Here is a 20,763-nt window from a genome sequence, read left to right as displayed (position 1 = left end):
ATGCAGAAGGGCGTATCCACAGATACGCCCTTCTCTCAATCCATCCACTCCTGTGGCTGATGTTTCGGCAGCCGCATCTCGACCAACAAGCCGCCGAGATCCGAGCTTCCCAACCGGATAGTGCCATGGTGCTGGGCGACTATCTTGGCCACGATGGCCAACCCCAAGCCACTACCGCCAACGGTACGCGCCACATTACCCTGAGTAAACGGCTTGAGCACCCGGGAGTAGTCCTGCTCCGGAATGCCGGGACCATCATCGGAAAGGCGCAGGCGCACCCAGTGCCCATCGTCCTTGAGCTCGGCATGCAAGCGGCTCGCCCCATAACGCAGTGAGTTGCTTGAGAGGTTGTTCAACACCCGCCGGATGCTGACCGGATTGCAGGCCACCCGCACCGCCTCTTGCGGCAGCGCCAGATCAACCTCCAGCCCCTGCTCCGAGTAGATCAGCAAGGTATCGTGCACCAGCTGGGTCAGGTCGATAGGCTCCAAATCCTGCCCCTCGTCCGGGCGGATGTAGTCGATGAACTGATCGATGATGGCATTGGACTCATCGATGTCGGCGTTGATGCTCTCCTTGAGGTACTCGTCACCAGAGGACATCATCTCGGTCGCCAGCCGGATGCGGGTCAGCGGGGTACGCAGATCGTGGGAAACCCCCGCCATCATCAGGTTACGCTCTTCGATCAGGCTCTTGATGGAGTGCGACATATGGTTGAAGGTGCGAGTCAGCCGCCGCACTTCCCGTGAACCCAGCTCCCCCAGCGCCTCGGGGAAATGGCCTCTGGCCACCGCAACAGCGCCAGCTTCGAGATCCTCGAGCGGGCGCACCAGCTGCCGGGCAAAGCGCCAGGCCGCAAACAGAGTGATCACCAGCAGCACGCTCAGATAGATGATGAGGGGTTCGATATCGTCATCTTCAATCTCGGTCAGCGGGATCCGCACCCAGATTTTGCTGGCCTGCGGCGGCTGGATCCAGATGATGTAGTGATCCTGGATCTCGACCCGCACCTTGGCCGGGCCACCCAGCTCGCGACTGATGTTCTCCTCCAGATAGGGGTATGGCTTGGCATCGTTGAAGCCATGTTGCACCGCCTCGCTCTGGGTATAGATATCGGTACCGGTCGTCACATAGACCAGCGCCTCGGCATCTTCGCTCAGCGCCAGTTGTTCAGTGTTGACCGGAAAGATCAGCTTGACCTGATTGGCCAGCAAGTGACTGATCTGCTTGACGGTTGGCGCCAGCAGATAGTTATAGAAGGTGACGTAGGAGACTGCTTGATAGACCACCAGAACGGCAGCCAGAAACCAGAGCATGCGCGAGAACATGCTGCCGACCTTTTTCATGCACCGTCACCATCTGGCACGAACACATACCCCAGACCCCAGACGGTCTGCAGATAGCGGGGCTGGGCCGGATCCTGTTCCAGCAGGCGGCGCAGGCGGGAAACCTGCACGTCGATGCTGCGCTCGGTGGCGGTGTATTCACGGCCACGGGCCAGATTCATCAGCTTGTCGCGGGAGAGCGGCTCGCGCGGATGGCTGACCAGTACCTTGAGCACAGCAAATTCACCGCTGGTGAGCGCCATCGGCTCACCATCCCGGCTCAGCTCGCGGGTCGCCAGATTGAGTTGAAAGGCGCCGAAGTTGACCACCTTCTCTGCAGCAGAAGGGGCCCCCGGCAGCTCGACGGTATGGCGGCGCAGCACGGCACGGATCCGCGCCAGCAGTTCGCGGGGGTTAAACGGCTTGGGCAGATAGTCATCGGCCCCCATCTCGAGCCCGACGATGCGATCCACTTCATCCCCCTTGGCGGTGAGCATCAGCACCGGGATCTGGTTACCCGCTTCCCGCAGACGGCGGCAGATGGAGAGCCCATCCTCCCCCGGCAACATCAGGTCGAGCACCATCAGGCTGAAGTTTTCACGAGTCAGCAAGCGATCGGCCTGCTCGCCATTGGCCACACCGCGCACTACGAAGCCCTGCTCGGTGAGATAGCGCTCCAACAGGGAACGTAATTTCAGGTCATCGTCCACGACCAGGACCTTGTATTGCTGCTGACTCATTGCTTTGCCTCTTCATTCTTTAGCTGCCCCCAATACTAGGGGGGGATATAGCGGGAGCAAAGCACAAATATGTTACCGGTTATTACCCGTCCCGAGAGCGTGACGGCCATCAAGTCACTGCGCTGGCCAGCGACTCCCTGAATGGCGCCAGCCGAGCCATCACGATTTCCCTCGACAGCAAGAGGACAAAAGCTAATATTCCCGAGCAGTTAGCGATGAATACCCCTCTTTGACAGGTCCGCATCACCATGAAGACAAAGCTGATCACCCGCGAAGGCTACAACAAGCTGAAAGAAGAGCTCGATTTCCTCTGGCGCCAGGAGCGCCCCGAGGTCACCAGGAAGGTGGCATGGGCCGCCAGTCTGGGGGATCGCAGCGAAAATGCCGACTACCAGTACAACAAGAAGCGGCTGCGGGAGATCGATCGGCGGGTGCGCTACCTGCGCAAATGCCTCGAAGAGCTGGGGATCGTCGACTATGCCCCCGCGCAGGAGGGCAAGGTCTTCTTCGGCGCCTGGGTCGAGGTGGAAAACGATGAGGGCGAGACCAAGCGCTTTCGCATCGTCGGCTATGACGAGATCTTCGAGCGCAAGGATTACATCTCCATCGACTCCCCCATGGCCCGCGCCCTGCTCAAGAAAGAGGTCGGTGATGAGGCCATCGTCCGTACGCCAGTTGGTGACGTCTGCTGGTATATCAACGAGATCAGCTACCCCAAATAGCCGGACTGCTTGCCACAGGCACATCCTGAGTCACAGGTGCAATGGCAAGATAAACGCCCCCCTGCGACTTTATCAGTCTGACTGGTGCAGACCCCGGAGCAGGGTGGCATCCCGCAACACGACCCCATATAGTGCTCACACTTGGCGCCTGATGGCGCGGACTCGACCACAGAGGCCCTCAACAACATCATGATGCAAACCATAGAGAGACAGATTGCCGGTGAGCTCAATGCTCGCCCGGAGCAGGTGCAGGCCGCAGTGCGCCTGCTGGATGAAGGCTCGACCGTGCCCTTTATCGCCCGTTACCGTAAAGAGGTGACCGGCGGTCTGGACGATAGCCAGCTGCGTACTCTGGAGAGCCGCCTCGGCTATCTGCGTGAACTGGAAGATCGCCGTCAGGTGATCATTCGCTCCATCGAAGAGCAGGGCAAGCTGACCCCCGAGCTGATGCGCGAATTGAATGGCGCCGACAGCAAGACCCGGCTGGAAGATCTCTACCTCCCCTACAAGCCCAAACGCCGCACCAAGGGGCAGATGGCGATCGAAGCCGGGTTGGAGCCGCTGGCCAACCTGCTGCTCAGCGACCCGATGCAGGATCCCGAGCAAGCGGCTGCCGCCTTCCTCAATTCCGAACAGGGCATTGCCGACAGCAAGGCTGCCCTCGACGGCGCCCGCTATATCCTGATGGAGCGCTTCGCCGAGCAGGCCGACCTGCTGGAGAAGCTGCGCGACTACCTGTGGCAGAATGCCACCCTGCGCGCCCGCGTGGTAGCAGGCAAGGAGCAGGAAGGGGCCAAGTTCAAGGACTATTTCGAACACGACGAACCACTGCACAAGGCCCCCTCCCACCGGGTGCTGGCCATGCTGCGCGGCCGCAATGAAGGGATCCTCAATCTGGCGCTGGTCACCAGTGACGACGAGAGTGCCAGCCCCTGCGAAGGGATCATTGCCCACCACCTCAAGCTCAATCTGCAGAACCGCCCGGCCGACAAATGGCTGCAAGGGGTGGTGAGCTGGACCTGGAAGATCAAGTTGTCGCTTCAGATGGAGACCGAGCTGATCGGCCGTATCCGCGAGTCGGCAGAGGAGGAGGCAATCAAGGTGTTCGCCATGAACCTCAAGGATCTGCTGATGGCGGCCCCGGCCGGCATGCGCTGCACCATGGGGCTGGATCCGGGCATCCGCACCGGGGTTAAGGTTGCCGTGGTGGATGCCACCGGCAAACTGGTCGATCACGCCACCATCTATCCGTTCGAACCAAAACGCCAGATTGATCAGAGCCTCAAGACCCTGAGCGAGCTGTGCCAGAAACACAAGGTCGAGCTCATCAGCATCGGCAACGGTACCGCTTCTCGGGAGACCGACCGGCTGGTCAGCGATCTGTTCGAGCGCTACCCCGCCGCCAAGGCGCAGAAGATAGTGGTGAGCGAAGCGGGAGCCTCTGTCTACTCCGCCTCCGAGCTTGCCTCTCAGGAGTTCCCGGATCTCGACGTCTCGATCCGTGGCGCCGTCTCCATCGCCCGCCGCCTGCAAGACCCGCTGGCCGAACTGGTCAAAATCGATCCCAAGAGTATCGGGGTAGGTCAGTATCAGCACGACGTCGGCCAGAGCCAGCTGGCCCGCCGGCTGGATGCGGTGGTCGAGGATTGCGTGAACGCGGTCGGGGTCGATGTGAACACCGCCTCGGTCGCCCTGCTCAACCGGGTTTCCGGCCTCTCCCAGACGTTGGCCCAGAACATCGTCGCCTACCGGGATGAGCACGGCGCATTCAAGAGCCGTCAGCAGTTGCTGAAAGTGAGCCGACTCGGCCCTAAAGCCTTCGAACAGTGCGCCGGCTTCCTGCGCATTCGCGGCGGCAGCAATCCCCTCGACAGCTCAGCGGTACACCCGGAGTCCTATCCGGTGGTGGAGCGGATCCTCGCCAAGCTGGAGCAGACCGTGGAGAGCCTGCTCGGCAACAGCAGCCTGCTGCGCAGCCTGAAACCGGCCGACTATACCGATGAGAAATTCGGCGTACCTACCGTCACCGACATCATCGGCGAGCTGGACAAGCCGGGCCGCGACCCGCGCCCCGAGTTCAAAACCGCGACCTTCAAGGAAGGTGTGGAGCAGATCAGCGACCTGGTGCCAGAGATGGTACTGGAGGGGGTGGTCACCAACGTCACCAACTTCGGCGCCTTCGTCGATATCGGTGTTCATCAGGACGGGCTGGTGCACATCTCCTCCCTGACCGACCGTTTCGTCAAGGATCCCCGTGAGGTGGTCAAGGCCGGCGACATTGTGCGGGTCAAGGTGCTGGAGGTGGACGCCCCGCGCAAGCGGATCAGCCTGACCATGCGCCTCAACGAAAAGGCAGGGCAACCCGCCCGCAAGTCGGCTGAAGCGCGTAACAGCAGTGCTGGCAACACCAAACCAAGAAATGAGCCGCGCCAAAGCCCCCCTATGGGTGGTGCCATGGGCAACGCCTTCGCGGCAGCGCTCTCCAAAGCGAAAAAGTAACGAAACCTTCCAGAAGTCCTCTGAATGCAAAAAGCCCCACAAGGGGCTTTTTTACACGCGAAGCTCAGGATCACTGCGTCAGGGCAGCAAGAATACTCTCGGGCTCTCCATGCTGGGCCAGCACCTCCCGCAGTCGGTTGAATGCCTTGCAGGCCTCTTGCGGATATTTGCCGTAAGAGACAACGCCGGTGTGGCTCCAGCCAGCCGCCAGCATCACTTTCTTCTTGAAACTGGTTCCTTCAGTTCCCCCTCCCCCGAGCTGCATCAGAAACTGCTCCATCTGCAGGTGGGGAGGCGGTACACGGGAGAAGGTGGTGAAATCTTCCGCTTTGACTTCATCGAAATGCATGACAGCTCCTGTGAAATTGGAATGGGCCTGATCTTCAGGTTAGTTGCAAAACAGGCAAAGGAGCTGAAAGTTTGGCGAGGGTGATTCAGATATGCAGACTGAGGGACTGGGTAGAAGCCGGGCTGACAGCCTGTCGATAGTGGCCCGCGATGACGCTGTTGCGCTTGTCCATATAGGCACTCAGCACACCGCCCGATTTCGCGCTCTGCTCGGCCATCAGCTCTTTGCGCGCCTTGGCTTCACTCGCGGCGGCGCTGCGTGCAACGGCCAAATCCTGCGCAGAAGGCTCGGCAGGCGCCAGCGCTGCAGAGCGGATCTGCTGCATCTTGGCGATGGTAGCGGCAGGGTCACCGGGTACGACACTGGTATCGATCTTGACTTCGCCACCCGTCGCATAACGCTTGCCATCCGGCCCTTGCGTAAACTGATAGGTGGGTGAGCTGGCGTACTCTCCACCCGCAGACTGATGCGCCTGCTCGTGGGTACGCACCTCCTTGTCACGCTCGACAAGATCCTGAACCTGCTGCTCTTGCCGCTGTTGCTGCTCCTGCTGTTTGGGATCTTGCTGCTTGCGCTGCCCATCCTCACCGGTGGCTTCGACAAAGCGATTATCTGGCAGTGTCGTCGGGGCTAATTGCCCGGTTTCACGGCTGTTCTGGGAGGTCTGATTGCTGGAGGCCTGACCGGCTTTGGATTTCTCTTTCTGGGAGCCGACTTCGGATTCGGCAACGGAGGCTTGGCCCGCTCGGGCCTGCGGGATCAGTTCTGCCCGGCGATTATCCGTCCTCGCCGCTTCCACCTGGGGTTGCAGCTGTGTCGGGATAAGGGGGGGCAGACTGACATTGATGTTCATCTCACACCCGGATGTCGATCAGGGTTCCCATCATCTCGCTGGCGGTCTGCACTACCTTGGCAGAAGCACCAGCCTGCTGCTCGGCCACCTTGAGATTGACAAGCTCATCGGTCACTTGCACCTGATCCCCGCTGGGGGTGTTGAGGCGGGCGATCTGATTGGATGCCTTGTCGGCAATCTGCTCGGCTCGCTGAAATCCCTGTACCCCGCTGTTGAAAGCAGAATCAATACGCATGGTGTTACTCCTCTGGTCACAGCTTAATTATCCGCCAGACCAGAGGATTAATGAAGCTTGCCGGCTGTTTTTTAGCCAACAAAATCTCGAACGATTTCAATGAATTCGTCAGGGTGGGAGATAAAAGGTGCGTGTGAGGCCTTATTGAGGGTCACGCTACGGCTGGCAGGGTAGAGATAATCCAACAGGGGAATAGCCGCCTTGGGTACCAATGAATCCAGTCGCCCATAGATCCGCAACCAGGGCAGATCGAGCACCTGCAGCGGTTCGCGCAGATCAATCTCGGCCAACAGCGTCAGTCCAGCCTCGAGTGCGGCAAACTCGGGCGCCGGCCGCTCGGCCAGCCAGTGGCGCAACTGACGGATATCGTCCCGGGCATGTTCGCTGCCCATGGCCTGGATCGCCAGAAAGCGCTCTATGGTCTGGCGAAAATCCCCCGCCAGCATCTGGTTGAAGCCGGTCAGTACCTTGGGGGCGATCCCCGGCCACTCGTCGCGGGCCATGAAACAGGGGGAGCTGGCCACGGTGATCAGGGAGTGCAGCCGATCGGGATGCGTCAGCGCCAACTGGCTTGCCACCAGACCGCCGAGCGACCAGCCAAGCAGATGACACTTCTGCGGCAAGATGGCGGCCACCTGCTCGGCAAGCCAGGGCAGGCTGTAATCCACCTCGTCTGCCAGCAGGCTGTTGCCAAAACCGGGCAAATCTACCAGATGAACCCGATAGTGGGGCGCCAACTGTTGGGCAATGCCATGCCAGACCGCACCGTTCATCCCCCAACCGTGCAACAGCACCAGATCGGGCCCCTGGCCAAACTGCTCTACCGATATGCTCATCTAGACTCAAGATCCCTGCTCATGCTCTTGGGGTCAGCATGTTAAAGCGACTGCTCGCTAAAGCAAGCCCGCTGCTCGGCAACCACGGCGACTGGCAAGGGAGTTGCCTCCTCTGTCATCAGCCTTGCGACAACGAGCCCCTGCTCTGCAGCTGGTGTCGGCAGGCGCTGCACCAGTCACAGCCGAGATGCCACCTCTGCGCCGCACCGCTGGCTGACTATATAGAAGAGAGCATACCGGTCTGTGGTCGCTGCCAGCGCAGACCTCCCCCTTGGGAGCGGTTGCAGGTGATTGGCGACTACCAAACCCCCTACCCCATGCTGATCCCCCGGCTTAAATATTCCGGCCAGATCCTGCTGGCGCCGCTACTGGCACGCCTCTTGGCCGATCATCTGGATAGCCGCGAGCCGCCGGAGGCGATCATTCCGGTTCCCCTGCACTGGTGGCGGCAGTGGCGGCGTGGGTTCAATCAGGCGGAGGAGATCGCACAAGCCCTTGGCGAGTTCACCGGTATTCCCTGCGACAACACTCTGTTGCAACGCATCAAGGCGACCCCGCAACAAACAACCTTGAGCGCCGGGCAGCGGCGGCGCAATCTGCGCGGGGCATTCCGGATCCGCCCCCACCACTATCGCCATGTCGCCCTGCTCGATGACGTTGTGACCACAGGCGCCACCGCCGGTCAGCTCAGCCGTCTGCTCCATGAGAGCGGCATCACAAAGGTAGAAGTGTGGGCGATCTGTCGTACCCTGCGGCACAGCAAGTAGCCATCGGCATGCTACCCAAGCATTAATAACCGCGTTATCATGAATACCCTAGTCGTACACTCAGGTTTATGAGGATAGTGATGATCAGCATTTCCGACGCCGCACAGGCCCATTTCCGTAAACTGCTGGAAAAACAGCCTGATGGCACCAATATCCGGGTGTTTGTGGTCAATCCGGGAACCCAGAATGCCGAGTGTGGCGTATCGTATTGCCCGCCCGATGCCGTGGACCCGGAAGATCAACACCTGCCCTTCAGCGGCTTCGACTGCATGGTCGATCCCCTGAGCGCCCCCTTCCTGGTGGATGCCACCATCGACTTCGTGACCGATCAGATGGGCTCCCAGCTCACCCTGAAAGCACCGAACGCCAAGATGCGTAAAGTGGCCGACGACGCGCCGCTGATCGAGCGCATCGAGTACGTGTTGATGTCCGAAGTGAACCCCATGCTGGCCGGTCACGGTGGCAAGGTCACCCTGGTCGAGCTGACTGAAGACAAACTGGCCATCCTGCAGTTTGGCGGCGGTTGCAACGGTTGCTCCATGGTCGATTACACCCTGAAAGAGGGAATCGAGAAGCAGCTGCTGGAGAAGTTCCCGGGTGAGCTCAACGGTGTGAAAGACGCCACCGAGCACCAGCGCGGCGACCACTCCTACTACTGATTTGCAGCCCTTGCAGCAAAGAAAAGGCCCCGCCATCTGGCGGGGCCTTTTGCATGGGCAATCGGCAGATTACTCGTCCTTCTTGTCTCGCGACAGCAGGGCGATGGCCGCCTCTTTCGGGTTCTTACCCTCGTAGAGCACCTTGAAGATCTGCTCGCAGATGGGCATCTCGACGCCGCAGCGGGCCGCCAGCAGATGCACCTCTTTGGTGTTGCGATATCCCTCCACCACCTGACCGATCTCGGTCATGGCGGTGTTCACATCCTTGCCAGCCCCGAGGGCCAGCCCGAAGCGACGGTTGCGCGACTGGTTGTCGGTACAGGTGAGCACCAGATCCCCGAGCCCCGCCATCCCCATAAAGGTTTTGGCATCGGCACCCAGCGCAGCCCCCAGACGCTGCATCTCCACCAGACCCCGGGTGATGAGCGCGGTTCTGGCATTGGCGCCAAACCCGAGCCCGTCGGAGAGACCGGCACCGATGGCGATGACGTTCTTCACCGCCCCACCCAGCTGTAGACCGACGAAGTCCGGATTGGTATAGACCCGGAACGAGCGGCCACAGTGCAGCAGGTGGGAGAGATCGTCGGCGAACTCGTCGTGAGTCGAGGCGACCGAGATGGCGGTCGGCAAACCGGCAGCCAGCTCCTTGGCGAAGGTGGGGCCGGAGATGACCGCCAGCGGCATCTCGTCACCCAGCACTTCACGAGCCACATCCTGCAGCAGACGGCCACTGTCCGGCTCCAGACCCTTGGTGGCCCAGGCGATACGGGTATCGGGGCGCAGGAAGGGCTTGATCCGGATCAGCACATCGCCAAATACATGGCTCGGCACGACCAGCAGCAGCACGGGAGCCGCTTGTACCGCACGTTGCAGATCCGCAGTCAGCTGCAAATCGGCGGGAAAAGGGACATCAGGCAAAAATGCCTTGTTGCAGCGGTCTTGTTCCAACTCGGCGACATGAGCGGGGTCGTGACCCCACAGCAGGGTCGGATGACCATTGCGCGCCAGAGAAATGGCAAGGGCGGAGCCATAAGACCCCGCCCCCAAGACCGAGATAGCGATCTGGTCAGCCATTATCAGGCTTCCGCAGTCGCCTGCTGGGCCTGTGCTTGCGCCATGTGCTGGGCAAACAGGGCATCGAAGTTGACCGGTGCCAGGTTCAGCTGCGGGAAGGAACCCTTGCTCACCATGTTGGCCACGGCTTCGCGGGCATACGGGAACAGGATGTTCGGGCAGAAGGCAGCCAGGCAGTGAGCCAGTTGCGGCTCCGGCAGGTTACCGATGGTGAAGATACCGGCTTGCTGTACTTCGCACAGGAAGGCGGTTTCGGTTTCCAGTTTGCAAGTCACGGTCAGGGTCAGGACAACCTCATACACGTTCTCAGCCAGGATGTTGGTCTTTGTATCCATATCCAGCTTGACGTCCGGCTGCCACTCTTTCTGGAAGATGTGCGGGGTGTTCGGCGCTTCGAAAGAGACATCCTTGGTGTAAACACGCTGGATGTGGAATTCCGGTTGTACTTCCTGGTTGTTGATCTCGTCAGCCATTTCGTTTGATTCCTTGTTATATGGATAAGTGGGCTCAGGCCCTGCTTAAATCAGCGTTTCTTGGTTACCGGCAGATTCTCTGCACGCCATTGGGCCATGCCACCGCCGAGCACGTAAACCTGCTTGAAGCCAGCTTTGCTCAGCTGACGGCCCGCGCCGCCCGCAGTCATTCCCGACTCGCACACCACTATGATGGGGGCATCTTTATGCTTTTCAACCGGGCCCAGATTATTGCTCTGGATCTGGGTCAGCGGCAGGTGCTGGGCACCGGCCAGATGGCCCTTGGCATACTCTTCCTGACTGCGAATATCCACCACGGTGGCATTCTCGCGGTTGATCAGCAGGGTCGCGGTGTGGTTGTTGACGGTTTTTACCGGGGACAAACGGGCACGCACAGTGGTGTAAACCAGGGTGCCAGCCAGACCCAACCAGGCTGCGGTCAGCAGCGGGTTACGGGCCGCAAAATCCAAATACTCTTGCATCTTCTACTATCCAGGGACCAAGACAAGGGCCCGAGTATACATGGGGGTATTGATAAGATCAGCCATCTTGGCGGCAAAGCGCGAGCAGGCTCCCATCATCATTGGGCAGCGAGCATGGCAGGAAAGGCGTGGCTTGCAGGGCCACGGGAGCGCCCCTTGGCTATCAGGTGACTATTTCGGCAGATGTAGTAATATTACGCTAGTTTCATTTCCCGCATTTTTTCCAATCCGAGAGGACATAGTCTTATGTCAACAGCTAAGAAACCTTTGGTTCTGGTCATCATGGACGGTTGGGGCTACAGCACCAAGCAAGAGCACAATGCCGTCGCTGCCGCCAAGACTCCCAACCTCGATCGTCTGGCCCGTGACTACACCAGCACCCTGATCTCCGGCTCCGGCCTGGACGTCGGTCTGCCGGATGGCCAGATGGGCAACTCCGAAGTGGGCCACGTCAACATCGGTGCCGGTCGCATCGTCTATCAGGAGCTGACCCGCATCTCCAAAGACATCCAGGACGGTGAATTCTTCCAGAACGTCGAGCTGGCCAAGGCTGTTGACGCTGCCGTGACCAACGGCAAAGCCGTTCACATCATGGGCCTGATGTCCCCGGGTGGCGTACACAGCCACGAAGAGCACATTATGGGCATGATCGAAATGGCCGCAAAGCGTGGCGCCGAGAAGATCTACCTGCATGCCTTCCTGGATGGCCGTGACGTTCCGCCGCGCTCCGCCCAGTCCTCCATCGAGCTGTTCGACGCCCTGTTCGCCAAGCTGGGCAAGGGTCGTTTCGCCTCCATGATCGGCCGTTACTTCGCCATGGACCGTGACAACCGCTGGGATCGCGTGCAGCAAGCCTATGACCTGATGACCCAGGGCAAGGGCGAGTTCACTGCCGAGAGCGCCACCGAAGCACTGGCTGCCGCTTATGCCCGCGATGAGAACGACGAGTTCGTCAAAGCCACCCGCATCGGCGAAGCTGCCCCGATGGAAGATGGCGATGCGCTGATTTTCATGAACTTCCGTGCCGACCGTGCCCGTGAAATCACCCGCGCCTTCGTTGACACCGACTTCACCGGCTTCGCCCGTGCAGTCGAGCCGAAACTGAACTTCGTGATGCTGACCGAATACGCGGCCGACATCAAAACTGCCTGTGCCTACCCGCCGACCGCTCTGGTCAACACCCTGGGTGAGTGGCTGGCCAAGCAGGGCAAGACCCAGCTGCGCATCTCCGAAACCGAGAAGTACGCTCACGTCACCTTCTTCTTCAACGGTGGCGAAGAGTCCTGCTTCACCGGCGAAGATCGCGAGATCGTGGCCAGCCCGAAAGTGGCGACCTATGACCTGCAGCCGGAAATGAGCTCCGAAGAGCTGACTGACAAGCTGGTTGCAGCCATCAAGAGCGGCAAGTACGACGTCATCATCTGTAACTACCCGAATGGCGACATGGTTGGTCACACCGGTGTGTTCGATGCCGCCGTCAAAGCGTGTGAAGCCGTTGACCACTGCATCGGTCGTGTCACCGACGCCCTGGCCGAAGTGGGTGGCGAGTGCCTGATCACTGCCGACCACGGCAACGCCGAGAAGATGCTGGACGAAGAGACTGGTCAGGCCCACACCGCCCACACCAATCTGCCGGTTCCGCTCATCTATTTCGGTCGCAAAGCCGAGGTAGTTGAAGGTGGCAAACTGTCCGATCTGGCCCCCACCATGCTGACCCTGATGGGTCTGCCGGTGCCGCCGGAAATGACTGGCAAGCCCCTGATGATTCTGAAATAATCCTTCCCCATGCGGGGATGCGAAGTTATTTCACAGAAAACCAGTCGCGTCGGCCTGTTGGCCGGCGCGCTGTTTTTTTGCCTGTCATTTGGCGCCAGCACACCGGCTTTGGCCACCAATCAGCAGCTGGGGACCATGCAGTCCCAGATCAAAGAGCAACAGAAGACCATCAAGCTCAGCAAGCAGGAGCTTGCCAAGCTCAATACCCAGCTCAAGGCTGACGAGCAGGCCATCTCGGCCGCCGCCGCCAAACTCAACCAGACCAAGCAGCAGTTGAAGCAGAACCAGCAGACGCTGGCGACCCTGCAAAAAGACAAGCTGGGGCTGGAAGTTCAAGCCAAACATCAGAAGCAGTTGCTGGCCAAACAGGCGGAGAGCGCCTTTCAGGCGGGCAACCACGACTACCTCAAACTGCTGCTCAATCAGCAGGATCCGGCCAAACTGAGCCGCTCACTCGACTACTACGACTACCTCAACAAGGCCCGCATCGAGGCCATCGACGCCCTGCGCGCCACCCGTGACAAGCTGGCGAAAAACCAGCAGGCCACCAAAGAGACCGAAACCAGACTGCAGACCCTGCTTACCGAACAGCAGGAGCATCACCAGACCCTGCTGGCCAGCCAGCAGAGCCGGGCCAAGGTGCGCAACCAGTTGCAGCAGTCGGTACAGGATGACGAACAGAAGCTCACCAAGCTGGTCAAGGCCGAGAAAGCGCTGAAAGCGCGGCTGGAAGAGCTGCGTCGCAAGCGTGAAGAGCAGGAGCGCCGTGAACGGGCCGAGCAGGAGCGGCTGGCCAAGCTGAAAGCGGAACAGGAGCGTCAGCGCAAGCTGGCCGAACAGCGCCGTGCCGAGCAGCAACGACTCGCCGCCCAGCAGAATAAAACCGTCAAACCGGTAGAACCGGTTGAAGAGGTAGCCAGCACCAAGCCGGAGCGTGGCTCGGGCATCAGCAGTGCCGGTCACTACAGTGGTCTCAAGACCAATGGCAGCCTGCGCTGGCCGGTACAGGGGCCGATCCTCATCTCTTACGGTTCGCCTCGCACCGCCCAGCTTAAGTGGAAAGGCACCCTGATCGGCGCCAGCGAAGGGACCCAGGTCAAAGCGGTTGCACCGGGACAAGTGGTCTACGCCGACTGGCTCGACGGCTTCGGTATGCTGCTGGTGATCGACCACGGTAAAGGCTATATGAGCCTCTACGGTCACAATCAGTCGCTGCTGCGTCAGGTTGGCCAGAATGTGGAACAGGGTGAACCGGTGGCACTGGTCGGTGACAGTGGCGGTCAGGACAGACCGGGCCTCTACTTCGAAATTCGCTATCAGGGCGAGGCGATCAACCCGACCAAATGGCTGGCCAAGGGTTGAGTTAACCCGGCCGAAAAACGCATCACACGCTCACTAGCAAAAGCCTGCATCACGCAGGCTTTTGTCGTTTCAGGAGCGCCCTCCCCACTGTCGGCTTAATTTGATGAAAAATTACCTAATTTTTCGCTCGGCTCAGGGAAACACAACCAGACCGATCTGCTCCAGCAAGATCTGCTGCTGATCCTCGTTGATCTGTACTCCCTGCAGATCGACCCGACGCAAATCCAGCCCCGGCAGATCGCACTGGCGCAGATCGCAGCCCTGCAGCTTGAAGCTGGTCCAGTCGATCTGGCCAAACTCGGAGCCGCTGAGATCGGAACCCGCAAGCGAGGCACCAAACAGGTTGGCCCCCTGCCAACGGTTGCCGGTCAGCTCGCACTTCTCCAGCAGGCAGCCCTCGAAGCTGGCGTAGCTGAAGTTGTTGCCGGTCAGATGGGCCTCGCAGAAGTAGCTTTTGGCGGTGATCTGGTTGGCGAAGCTGGCGTGGCCGAAGTTGATACCGACCGCCTGACAGTCGCGCATCTCCAGCCCCAGACACTGGCTGCGGCTGCAATCGGCCATGGTGAGATCGCAGCGCAGAAAGCTCGCCTCGCGCAGCTCGCAACCCTGCAACAGGCAGCCCCGTTCACTCTCCCGATCGTAGAAGCTGCAGTCAATGAAGCGGCTATCGCTCAGATCCAGCCAGGAGAAGTTGCAGCCGATAAAGCGGCACTCCGAGAACTGCTCCCCCTCCACATCCTGTTGCTCGAACCGGACATCCACGAACTGCTTGCCTCTGATCATCGGAAAACTCCTGCAAAAACGGCTTCATATGCTGACTTTATCCGCCAAAAACGGTAATGTTACATGTAACATCCACGCTGGACACCCCTATGAGCCCCACCCGCAAGCGCCGCCCCACCCTGCAAGATATCGCCGACCAGACCGGCGTGACCAAGATGACTGTCAGCCGCTATCTGCGCGACCCGCAGACCGTAGCGGAGGGGACCCGCGAGCGGATCGCAGCTGTAGTGGAAGAGCTGGGTTATATCCCCAACCGGGCGCCGGATATTCTCTCCAACGCGACCAGCAAGGCGATCGGCATCCTAATCCCCTCCCTCTCCAACCAGGTCTTCTCGGCGGTGATCCACGGCATCGAGTCGGTGACCCGACCGGCCGGTTACCAGACCCTGCTGGCCCACTACGGCTACAGCCCGGAGAGAGAGGAAGAGCAGGTCGCGTCCCTGCTCTCCTATCACGTGGATGGGCTGATCCTCTCCGATAGCCAGCACACCGAACGCACCCGCAAGATGATCGCCACCGCCGGCATTCCGGTGGTGGAGACCATGGATCTGCCGCAAACCCCCATCGACATGGTGGTCGGCATGGACCATAGAGCCGCCGCTCGGGCCATGGTAACAGAGATGCTGCGCCGGGGCCGACGCAAGGTGGTCTATCTGGGAGCGCGGCTCGACGTGCGCACCCAGCTGCGGATGGAAGGTTACTATCAGGCGATGACCGACTTCGGCCTCACCGGCCAGCATCTGCTGACCGAACAATCCTCCAGCTTCACTCTGGGGGGCGAGCTGCTGGATCAGGCGCTGGTGCGCTATCCCGACCTCGACGGCCTGTTCTGCACCAACGATGACCTGGCGGTGGGCGCCCTGCTGCAGTGTCAGGCCAAGTGGATCCCGGTGCCCCAGCAGATCGCCATCGCCGGTTGCAACGCCCTCGACATCGGCCACGCAATGACCCCCAAGCTGGCCAGTATCGCCACCCCGCGGGAAGCGATCGGTCGGGAGGCGGCCACCATGCTGCTGGCACGTCTCAGCGGCCAATCCCAACCCGACACCCGCAAGGATATCGGCTTCTCCCTCTATGTCGGGGAGAGTCTGGGGTAATCCCTTCCCTCACCCACTTAAGTCACGCTGATAGCAAACAGGCCACCCGAGGGTGGCCTGTTTGGTTTTCTGCACAACTGACGCTTAGCGTTTAACCAGCTCAACCGCTTCGCGGGAGAGGCGGGTCACCTCTTCCCAGTTGCCGCTCTTGACCGCATCGGCCGGCAGCATCCAGGAGCCGCCGACGGTGGCCACGCACTTGAGCGCCAGATAGTCGGCCACGTTTTTCGGGCCGATACCGCCGGTCGGGCAGAACTTCACCTGGGGCAGCGGGGCGGCAATGGCGGAGAGCGCCTTGGTACCGCCGTTCGCTTCGGCCGGGAAGAACTTCAGATGGTCGTAGCCCGCTTCCAGCGCCTGCATCACTTCAGACGGAGTTGCCACGCCCGGGATCAGCGGTGCAGTGCTCTTGGCCGCGTGGGCCAGCAGGGCCGGCGTCATCCCCGGGGAGATGACGAAGCGGGCACCGGCGGCAACGGCTGCGTCAAACTGCTCGCAGTTGAGCACGGTACCAGCACCGACCATGGCATCCGGCATCGCCTTGGCGATGAGGGCGATGGCATCGAGCGCCACCGGGGTGCGCAGGGTGATTTCGAAGACTGAGATGCCGCCGTCGAGCAGCGCCTTGGCCATCGGCAGGGCCTGATCCAGCTCGTTGATAACCATCACGGGTACCAGCGGGGAGGCGGCAAACACCTCGGCCGGGGTCACTTTCCAGTTCTGCATAGCTCTTCCTTAGTCAAAGATGGTAGCGCCACACTCGGCGCTCGATACCGCGCGACGCATCACGCTGAACAGTTCACGGCCCCACCCCTCTTGTTCCAGAGTGAGGTCAATCTCGGCCTGGGTACGGCCACTCAAATCGGTCAGGCAGTCGAGGCTGCCGCTTACCGCGTCAACCCGCAGCAGGTCGCCATCGGCCAGCAGGCCGATGGCCCCGCCGTGCAGCGCTTCCGGAGTGACATGGATGGCGGCCGGGATCTTGCCGGAGGCACCGGAGAGGCGGCCATCGGTGACCAGCGCCACCTTGTAACCAGCCTTCTGCAGGTTGCCGAGCACCGGCATCAGCTTGTGCAGCTCCGGCATGCCGTTGGCGGCCGGGCCATTGTGGCGCACCACGATCACGGCATCCTGATTGAGATCGCCCGCCTTGTAGGCCGCTTCCACCGCATGCTGGGAGGAGAAAACCCGCGCCGGGGCTTCAATCACCCGATACTCGGGAGCCACGGCGGAGACCTTGACCACGGCGCGGCCCAGATTGCCCGCCAGCAGCTTGGTGCCGCCAGTGGCCTGGAACACGCTGCCGGAAGGCGACAACACGCTCGCATCGCCGCTCTCGCCCACCGGCTGCCATACCAGCTGGCCATCCACCAGTGCCGGACGGCTGAGGTGATCCTGCATCTCGCCAAAGACCGGAGTAGCGTCCATGTGGATCAGCCCCTCTTGCGCCAGACGGCGCATCAGGCCGGGCACGCCGCCTGCCTGTTCGAAGGCGTTGACGTCGGCCGGGCCGTTCGGGTACATGCGAACCAGCAGCGGCACCACGTCGGAGAGATCGCTGATGTCATCCCAGGTCAGCGCCAGACCGGCGGCGCGGGCCAGCGCCACCATGTGGATACTGTGGTTGGTGCTGCCGCCGGAGGCGAGCAGGGCCACCAGACCGTTGACCAACGAGCGCTCATCCAGCACCTCGCTCAACGGGCGATAGGACGGGGAACCCGGGATCATGGCGCTGATGCGGCGGGCCGCTTCGGCGGTCAGGGCGCGGCGCAGCTCGCTATGGGGATGAACAAAAGCAGAGCCCGGCAGCATCAGGCCCATGGCCTCGAATACCAGCTGGTTGGTGTTGGCGGTGCCGTAGAAGGTGCAGGTGCCTGCCGCGTGGTAGGCGCCGCACTCCATCTCCAGCAGGGCATCGCGACCCACTTCACCGGCGGCGTACTTCTGACGCACCTTCACCTTCTCGTCATTGCTGATGCCGCTCGCCATGGGGCCGGCAGGAACAAATGCAGTCGGCAGGTGAGCGTGGGAGAGGGCCCCCATGATCTGACCCGGAGCGATCTTGTCGCAGATACCGAGCAGCAGGGTCGCATCAAAGGTGTTGTGAGAGAGCGACAGCGCGGTCGCCTGGGCGATCAGGTCGCGGGAGAAGAGGGACATGTCCATTCCCGGCTGACCCTGAGTCACGCCATCGCACATGGCGGGCACGCCACCGGCAACCTGAGCACTGTGGCCCAGCTCGGCCAGTACCGCCTTGATCTGATCCGGATAGCCCTGATAGGGCTGATGGGCGCTCAACATATCGTTGTAGGCGGTGACGATGCCGACGTTGGCGCGGGTCATATCGAGAATGCGACCCTTCTCGTCACTGCTGCAGGCAGCCACGGCGTGAGCCAGGTTGCCACAGGCCAGCGCGGCGCGGGTCTTGCCCTGCTCGGCCTGACGCTGGATGCGGGCCAGAAATGCCTGACGACGGGCGACACTGCGCTCGCGGATGCGGGCGGTGACGTCGGAAATTACCTGATGAATCATTGGGCTTGCTCCAATGCTGTGACGGCGCGGTCAACCACCTGTTCGAAGGTGCCGTCTATATCAATGTGGAATACACCGGCTTCGCCATCCGGGCGCTCCAGGGTATCGAACTGACTTTGTACCATGCTTTCACGCATGAAATGGCCTTTGCGGGCACGCATCCGCTCGAGGATCAGCGGCTGGCTGCCATCGAGGAAGATGAAGCTGACCGACTCGTTGCCTTCGCGGATCTGGTCGCGGTACTTCTTTTTGAGGGCGGAACAGACAATGATGCCGGTCTCGTTCTTCTGCTCGAGACTGTAGGCGGCGTCGCGGATCCGCTCCAGCCAGGGGGCACGATCCTCATCGTTGAGGGGGTTGCCGCCAGCCATCTTCTGGATGTTGGCCTTGGGGTGCAGGTCATCACCATCGATGAACTTGGCGCCCAGCGCTTCGGCCACTTTCAGACCCACGCTGGATTTGCCGCTACCACACACACCCATCACGATAATGCACTTACCCGCCATAATTTGACCTCTGTCCCACTTTTCAAAAAACCAGCTGTTGATGGGTTCTAATCTAACACGTTACCGGTAACATGTTACCGGTAACTATTGAAAATGTGAAGTCTGCCACAGACTGAGCAAACCCATAGTCACCTGGGCATATGATGTTGAGCCCTTGCCATAAATCTAAATAAATCATAAAGATATGGTTTGCCGATGGATCGGCAAGGTGTCACGACTGAACTTGGAAAAAGGAACGCATAACAATGTCTGACCTCTCCCTGATCATGACAGCCGCCGGCTCGATTGTGCTGCTGCTCTTCCTGGTGATGAAGGCCCGGCTCCACGCCGTGGTAGCCCTGATCCTGGTCTCCATGGTGGCGGGTCTCGCTGCCGGCATGAACCCGGCCGACATCGCCGCCACCATCCAGAAAGGGATGGGTGGCACCCTCGGTTTCGTCGCGGTAGTGGTGGCGCTGGGCGCCATGTTCGGCAAGGTGATGGAAGTGACCGGCGCCCTCGACCGGGTAGCCCACACCCTGCTCGGCAAGTTCGGCGTCAAGCGCGCCAACTGGGCCATGGCCCTGACCGGCTTTGTCTGCGCCCTGCCGCTCTTCTTTGACGTGGCCGTGGTGCTGCTGATCGGCGTCGCCTTCGCCATCGTCCGTCGTGGCGGCGGCAGCGTGGTGAAGATTGGTATCGCCCTGCTGGCGGGTATCGCCACCTGCCAGGCCTTCCTTATTCCAGCGCCGGGCCCGATCCTGGTGGCTTCCCAGCTGGGTGCCGACTTCGGCTACATGATCCTGTTCGGCCTGATCGCCGCCGTACCGGCGCTGATCCTGGCGGGCCCGCTGTTCGGTGACTTCATCAGCAAGATCGTCGATGTACCGCTGCCTGCCGATGCCCAGAACAGTGTCCACGATGACAGCAAATCCCTGCCCTCCTTCGGGCTGGCCATGGGCCTCATCGGTCTGCCGCTGCTGCTGATCGGCCTCAAGACCATCGTCGGTCGCTTTGTCGAGGCGGGCTCCACCCTGCACAACTGGCTGGAGTTCATCGGTCACCCCTTCACCGCCATCATGGTCGCCTGTCTGGCCGCCTTCTATCTGCTGGGTATTCGCCGCGGCATGTCCCGTGACGAGGTGATGAGCGTCTGCAACAGCGCCATCCAGCCCGCCGGTGTCATCATCCTGGTGACCGGTGCCGGTGGCGTGTTCAAGCAGGTGCTGGTTGATTCCGGCGTGGGTGCCGCGCTGGGCAACATGCTGGCCGACTCCGGTCTGCCCATCGTCGCGCTGGCCTTCATTCTGGCCGCTGCGGTGCGGGTGATTCAGGGTTCTGCCACCGTCGCCATGCTGACCGCCTGTGGTCTGGTGCTGCCGATGCTGGAACCCCTCGGCCTGAACGGTGCCCAGCTGGCTGCCGTCACCATCGCCATCGGCGGCGGTGCCATCGTGCTCTCCCACGTCAACGACTCCGGTTTCTGGCTGGCGAACCGCTACCTCGGCCTGACCGAGAAGCAGACCCTGCAGACCTGGACCGTGATGGAGACCATCATCGGCACCACTGGCGGCGTGATGGCGATGATCATCTACAGCTTCCTCTGACAAGGGCGAAATGTGTCTAGTCCTGAAATAGGTTTACACATTTTCAACTAGCATTTCTCTACTCAGAACCCCCTATGCACCGCATCGGGGGTTCTGTATTTCAACGC

Annotated in this window: 21 protein-coding genes; 8 read left to right on the top strand and 13 right to left on the bottom strand. The window is 60.9% G+C overall.

All coding sequences use genetic code 11. The features are described from left to right. Positions 1-35: 35 nt before the first annotated feature. Both envZ and ompR read right to left on the bottom strand, forming a co-directional pair. A complete protein-coding gene (gene envZ / locus AB5Y86_RS01545; RefSeq protein ID WP_338773368.1) occupies positions 36-1,346 on the bottom strand; it encodes a two-component system sensor histidine kinase EnvZ in 1,311 nt (436 codons plus the stop codon). Continuing rightward, positions 1,343-2,065 carry a two-component system response regulator OmpR gene (gene ompR / locus AB5Y86_RS01540; protein ID WP_005340625.1) on the bottom strand — a complete coding sequence of 241 codons (723 nt, stop codon included), beginning with the start codon at positions 2,063-2,065 and terminating at the stop codon, positions 1,343-1,345. The genes envZ and ompR overlap by 4 nt, the downstream gene beginning before the upstream one ends. Positions 2,066-2,313: 248 nt before the next feature. Here ompR and greB point away from each other — a divergent pair, with 248 nt between their 5' ends. Both greB and AB5Y86_RS01530 read left to right on the top strand, forming a co-directional pair. Next, positions 2,314-2,787, top strand: coding sequence for a transcription elongation factor GreB (greB, locus tag AB5Y86_RS01535; protein ID WP_005340627.1), 474 nt, complete (start codon positions 2,314-2,316; stop codon positions 2,785-2,787). Positions 2,788-2,976: 189 nt separating this feature from the next. Then, positions 2,977-5,286, top strand: coding sequence for a Tex family protein (locus AB5Y86_RS01530; protein WP_368191877.1), 2,310 nt, complete (start codon positions 2,977-2,979; stop codon positions 5,284-5,286). A gap of 70 nt (positions 5,287-5,356) precedes the next feature. Here the strand turns inward: AB5Y86_RS01530 and AB5Y86_RS01525 are convergent, their stop codons facing one another. The 4 genes from AB5Y86_RS01525 to bioH all read right to left on the bottom strand — a co-directional run bounded on the left by AB5Y86_RS01525 (position 5,357) and on the right by bioH (position 7,559). Continuing rightward, positions 5,357-5,635, bottom strand: a complete 279-nt coding sequence (locus AB5Y86_RS01525; protein WP_005355353.1) for a hypothetical protein — start codon at positions 5,633-5,635, stop codon at positions 5,357-5,359. 85 nt (positions 5,636-5,720) lie between these two features. Next, on the bottom strand, positions 5,721-6,488 hold the full coding sequence (locus AB5Y86_RS01520; RefSeq protein WP_179902950.1) for a putative metalloprotease CJM1_0395 family protein: 768 nt from the start codon (positions 6,486-6,488) through the stop codon (positions 5,721-5,723). A 1-nt stretch (position 6,489) separates the two neighbouring features. Then, positions 6,490-6,723 (bottom strand): flagellar basal body rod C-terminal domain-containing protein, encoded by a 234-nt coding sequence (locus AB5Y86_RS01515; RefSeq protein ID WP_005342675.1) that lies wholly within the window; start codon positions 6,721-6,723, stop codon positions 6,490-6,492. Between the two features lie 71 nt (positions 6,724-6,794). Further along, complete coding sequence (gene bioH, locus AB5Y86_RS01510) at positions 6,795-7,559, bottom strand: pimeloyl-ACP methyl ester esterase BioH (RefSeq protein WP_139733566.1); 765 nt, start codon at positions 7,557-7,559, stop codon at positions 6,795-6,797. 38 nt (positions 7,560-7,597) lie between these two features. Between bioH and AB5Y86_RS01505 the strand changes: the two genes are divergently transcribed. Beyond that, on the top strand, positions 7,598-8,326 hold the full coding sequence (locus tag AB5Y86_RS01505; RefSeq protein ID WP_368191874.1) for a ComF family protein: 729 nt from the start codon (positions 7,598-7,600) through the stop codon (positions 8,324-8,326). A gap of 80 nt (positions 8,327-8,406) precedes the next feature. Then, positions 8,407-8,985: a Fe-S biogenesis protein NfuA gene (nfuA, locus tag AB5Y86_RS01500; protein ID WP_005340636.1), complete on the top strand. Its 579-nt coding sequence runs from the start codon at positions 8,407-8,409 to the stop codon at positions 8,983-8,985. A gap of 69 nt (positions 8,986-9,054) precedes the next feature. Here nfuA and gpsA read toward each other — a convergent pair whose 3' ends face one another. From gpsA to AB5Y86_RS01485, 3 genes are read right to left on the bottom strand one after another with little or no spacing between them, the layout of a single operon-like run. Further along, entirely contained in the window at positions 9,055-10,059 is a 1,005-nt protein-coding gene (gene gpsA / locus AB5Y86_RS01495) for an NAD(P)H-dependent glycerol-3-phosphate dehydrogenase (protein WP_179902948.1), read from the bottom strand. 2 nt (positions 10,060-10,061) lie between these two features. Further along, a complete protein-coding gene (gene secB, locus AB5Y86_RS01490; protein ID WP_005340639.1) occupies positions 10,062-10,532 on the bottom strand; it encodes a protein-export chaperone SecB in 471 nt (156 codons plus the stop codon). A gap of 50 nt (positions 10,533-10,582) precedes the next feature. Then, positions 10,583-11,014 carry a rhodanese-like domain-containing protein gene (locus AB5Y86_RS01485; protein WP_005340640.1) on the bottom strand — a complete coding sequence of 144 codons (432 nt, stop codon included), beginning with the start codon at positions 11,012-11,014 and terminating at the stop codon, positions 10,583-10,585. Positions 11,015-11,260: 246 nt separating this feature from the next. On the opposite strand from AB5Y86_RS01485, the gene gpmM reads away from it, so the two are divergent. Together gpmM and envC are read left to right on the top strand one after the other, a co-directional pair. Beyond that, positions 11,261-12,790, top strand: a complete 1,530-nt coding sequence (gene gpmM / locus AB5Y86_RS01480; protein WP_005356867.1) for a 2,3-bisphosphoglycerate-independent phosphoglycerate mutase — start codon at positions 11,261-11,263, stop codon at positions 12,788-12,790. A 9-nt stretch (positions 12,791-12,799) separates the two neighbouring features. Then, positions 12,800-14,152: a murein hydrolase activator EnvC gene (gene envC, locus AB5Y86_RS01475; protein ID WP_368191872.1), complete on the top strand. Its 1,353-nt coding sequence runs from the start codon at positions 12,800-12,802 to the stop codon at positions 14,150-14,152. A gap of 132 nt (positions 14,153-14,284) precedes the next feature. Here the strand turns inward: envC and AB5Y86_RS01470 are convergent, their stop codons facing one another. Continuing rightward, positions 14,285-14,935 carry a Qnr family pentapeptide repeat protein gene (locus AB5Y86_RS01470; RefSeq protein WP_245132806.1) on the bottom strand — a complete coding sequence of 217 codons (651 nt, stop codon included), beginning with the start codon at positions 14,933-14,935 and terminating at the stop codon, positions 14,285-14,287. 89 nt (positions 14,936-15,024) lie between these two features. On the opposite strand from AB5Y86_RS01470, the gene AB5Y86_RS01465 reads away from it, so the two are divergent. Then, entirely contained in the window at positions 15,025-16,032 is a 1,008-nt protein-coding gene (locus AB5Y86_RS01465; RefSeq protein WP_043821541.1) for a substrate-binding domain-containing protein, read from the top strand. A gap of 84 nt (positions 16,033-16,116) precedes the next feature. Here the strand turns inward: AB5Y86_RS01465 and AB5Y86_RS01460 are convergent, their stop codons facing one another. From AB5Y86_RS01460 to AB5Y86_RS01450, 3 genes are read right to left on the bottom strand one after another with little or no spacing between them, the layout of a single operon-like run. Then, on the bottom strand, positions 16,117-16,758 hold the full coding sequence (locus tag AB5Y86_RS01460) for a bifunctional 4-hydroxy-2-oxoglutarate aldolase/2-dehydro-3-deoxy-phosphogluconate aldolase (RefSeq protein ID WP_005342660.1): 642 nt from the start codon (positions 16,756-16,758) through the stop codon (positions 16,117-16,119). Positions 16,759-16,767: 9 nt separating this feature from the next. Then, positions 16,768-18,564 carry a phosphogluconate dehydratase gene (edd, locus tag AB5Y86_RS01455; protein ID WP_368191870.1) on the bottom strand — a complete coding sequence of 599 codons (1,797 nt, stop codon included), beginning with the start codon at positions 18,562-18,564 and terminating at the stop codon, positions 16,768-16,770. Further along, positions 18,561-19,070, bottom strand: coding sequence for a gluconokinase (locus AB5Y86_RS01450; RefSeq protein ID WP_005340649.1), 510 nt, complete (start codon positions 19,068-19,070; stop codon positions 18,561-18,563). The genes edd and AB5Y86_RS01450 overlap by 4 nt, the downstream gene beginning before the upstream one ends. A gap of 245 nt (positions 19,071-19,315) precedes the next feature. Between AB5Y86_RS01450 and gntU the strand changes: the two genes are divergently transcribed. Further along, a complete protein-coding gene (gntU, locus tag AB5Y86_RS01445; RefSeq protein WP_069527617.1) occupies positions 19,316-20,656 on the top strand; it encodes a gluconate transporter in 1,341 nt (446 codons plus the stop codon). The last annotated feature ends 107 nt before the right edge of the window (positions 20,657-20,763 follow it).

It is taken from the genome of Aeromonas sp. s8, assembly GCF_040907785.1.
GTDB lineage: Bacteria > Pseudomonadota > Gammaproteobacteria > Enterobacterales > Aeromonadaceae > Aeromonas > Aeromonas veronii.
This window is presented reverse-complemented; position numbering and strand designations above follow the sequence as displayed.

Bases quoted from the DNA above. Each gene is read 5' to 3' on its own strand.
- envZ (WP_338773368.1), bottom strand. From the start codon at position 1,346: ATGAAAAAGGTCGGCAGCATGTTCTCGCGCATGCTCTGGTTTCTGGCT.
- ompR (WP_005340625.1), bottom strand. From the start codon at position 2,065: ATGAGTCAGCAGCAATACAAGGTCCTGGTCGTGGACGATGACCTGAAA.
- greB (WP_005340627.1), top strand. From the start codon at position 2,314: ATGAAGACAAAGCTGATCACCCGCGAAGGCTACAACAAGCTGAAAGAA.
- AB5Y86_RS01530 (WP_368191877.1), top strand. From the start codon at position 2,977: ATGATGCAAACCATAGAGAGACAGATTGCCGGTGAGCTCAATGCTCGC.
- AB5Y86_RS01525 (WP_005355353.1), bottom strand. From the start codon at position 5,635: ATGCATTTCGATGAAGTCAAAGCGGAAGATTTCACCACCTTCTCCCGT.
- AB5Y86_RS01520 (WP_179902950.1), bottom strand. From the start codon at position 6,488: ATGAACATCAATGTCAGTCTGCCCCCCCTTATCCCGACACAGCTGCAA.
- AB5Y86_RS01515 (WP_005342675.1), bottom strand. From the start codon at position 6,723: ATGCGTATTGATTCTGCTTTCAACAGCGGGGTACAGGGATTTCAGCGA.
- bioH (WP_139733566.1), bottom strand. From the start codon at position 7,559: ATGAGCATATCGGTAGAGCAGTTTGGCCAGGGGCCCGATCTGGTGCTG.
- AB5Y86_RS01505 (WP_368191874.1), top strand. From the start codon at position 7,598: ATGTTAAAGCGACTGCTCGCTAAAGCAAGCCCGCTGCTCGGCAACCAC.
- nfuA (WP_005340636.1), top strand. From the start codon at position 8,407: ATGATCAGCATTTCCGACGCCGCACAGGCCCATTTCCGTAAACTGCTG.
- gpsA (WP_179902948.1), bottom strand. From the start codon at position 10,059: ATGGCTGACCAGATCGCTATCTCGGTCTTGGGGGCGGGGTCTTATGGC.
- secB (WP_005340639.1), bottom strand. From the start codon at position 10,532: ATGGCTGACGAGATCAACAACCAGGAAGTACAACCGGAATTCCACATC.
- AB5Y86_RS01485 (WP_005340640.1), bottom strand. From the start codon at position 11,014: ATGCAAGAGTATTTGGATTTTGCGGCCCGTAACCCGCTGCTGACCGCA.
- gpmM (WP_005356867.1), top strand. From the start codon at position 11,261: ATGTCAACAGCTAAGAAACCTTTGGTTCTGGTCATCATGGACGGTTGG.
- envC (WP_368191872.1), top strand. From the start codon at position 12,800: ATGCGGGGATGCGAAGTTATTTCACAGAAAACCAGTCGCGTCGGCCTG.
- AB5Y86_RS01470 (WP_245132806.1), bottom strand. From the start codon at position 14,935: ATGATCAGAGGCAAGCAGTTCGTGGATGTCCGGTTCGAGCAACAGGAT.
- AB5Y86_RS01465 (WP_043821541.1), top strand. From the start codon at position 15,025: ATGAGCCCCACCCGCAAGCGCCGCCCCACCCTGCAAGATATCGCCGAC.
- AB5Y86_RS01460 (WP_005342660.1), bottom strand. From the start codon at position 16,758: ATGCAGAACTGGAAAGTGACCCCGGCCGAGGTGTTTGCCGCCTCCCCG.
- edd (WP_368191870.1), bottom strand. From the start codon at position 18,564: ATGATTCATCAGGTAATTTCCGACGTCACCGCCCGCATCCGCGAGCGC.
- AB5Y86_RS01450 (WP_005340649.1), bottom strand. From the start codon at position 19,070: ATGGCGGGTAAGTGCATTATCGTGATGGGTGTGTGTGGTAGCGGCAAA.
- gntU (WP_069527617.1), top strand. From the start codon at position 19,316: ATGTCTGACCTCTCCCTGATCATGACAGCCGCCGGCTCGATTGTGCTG.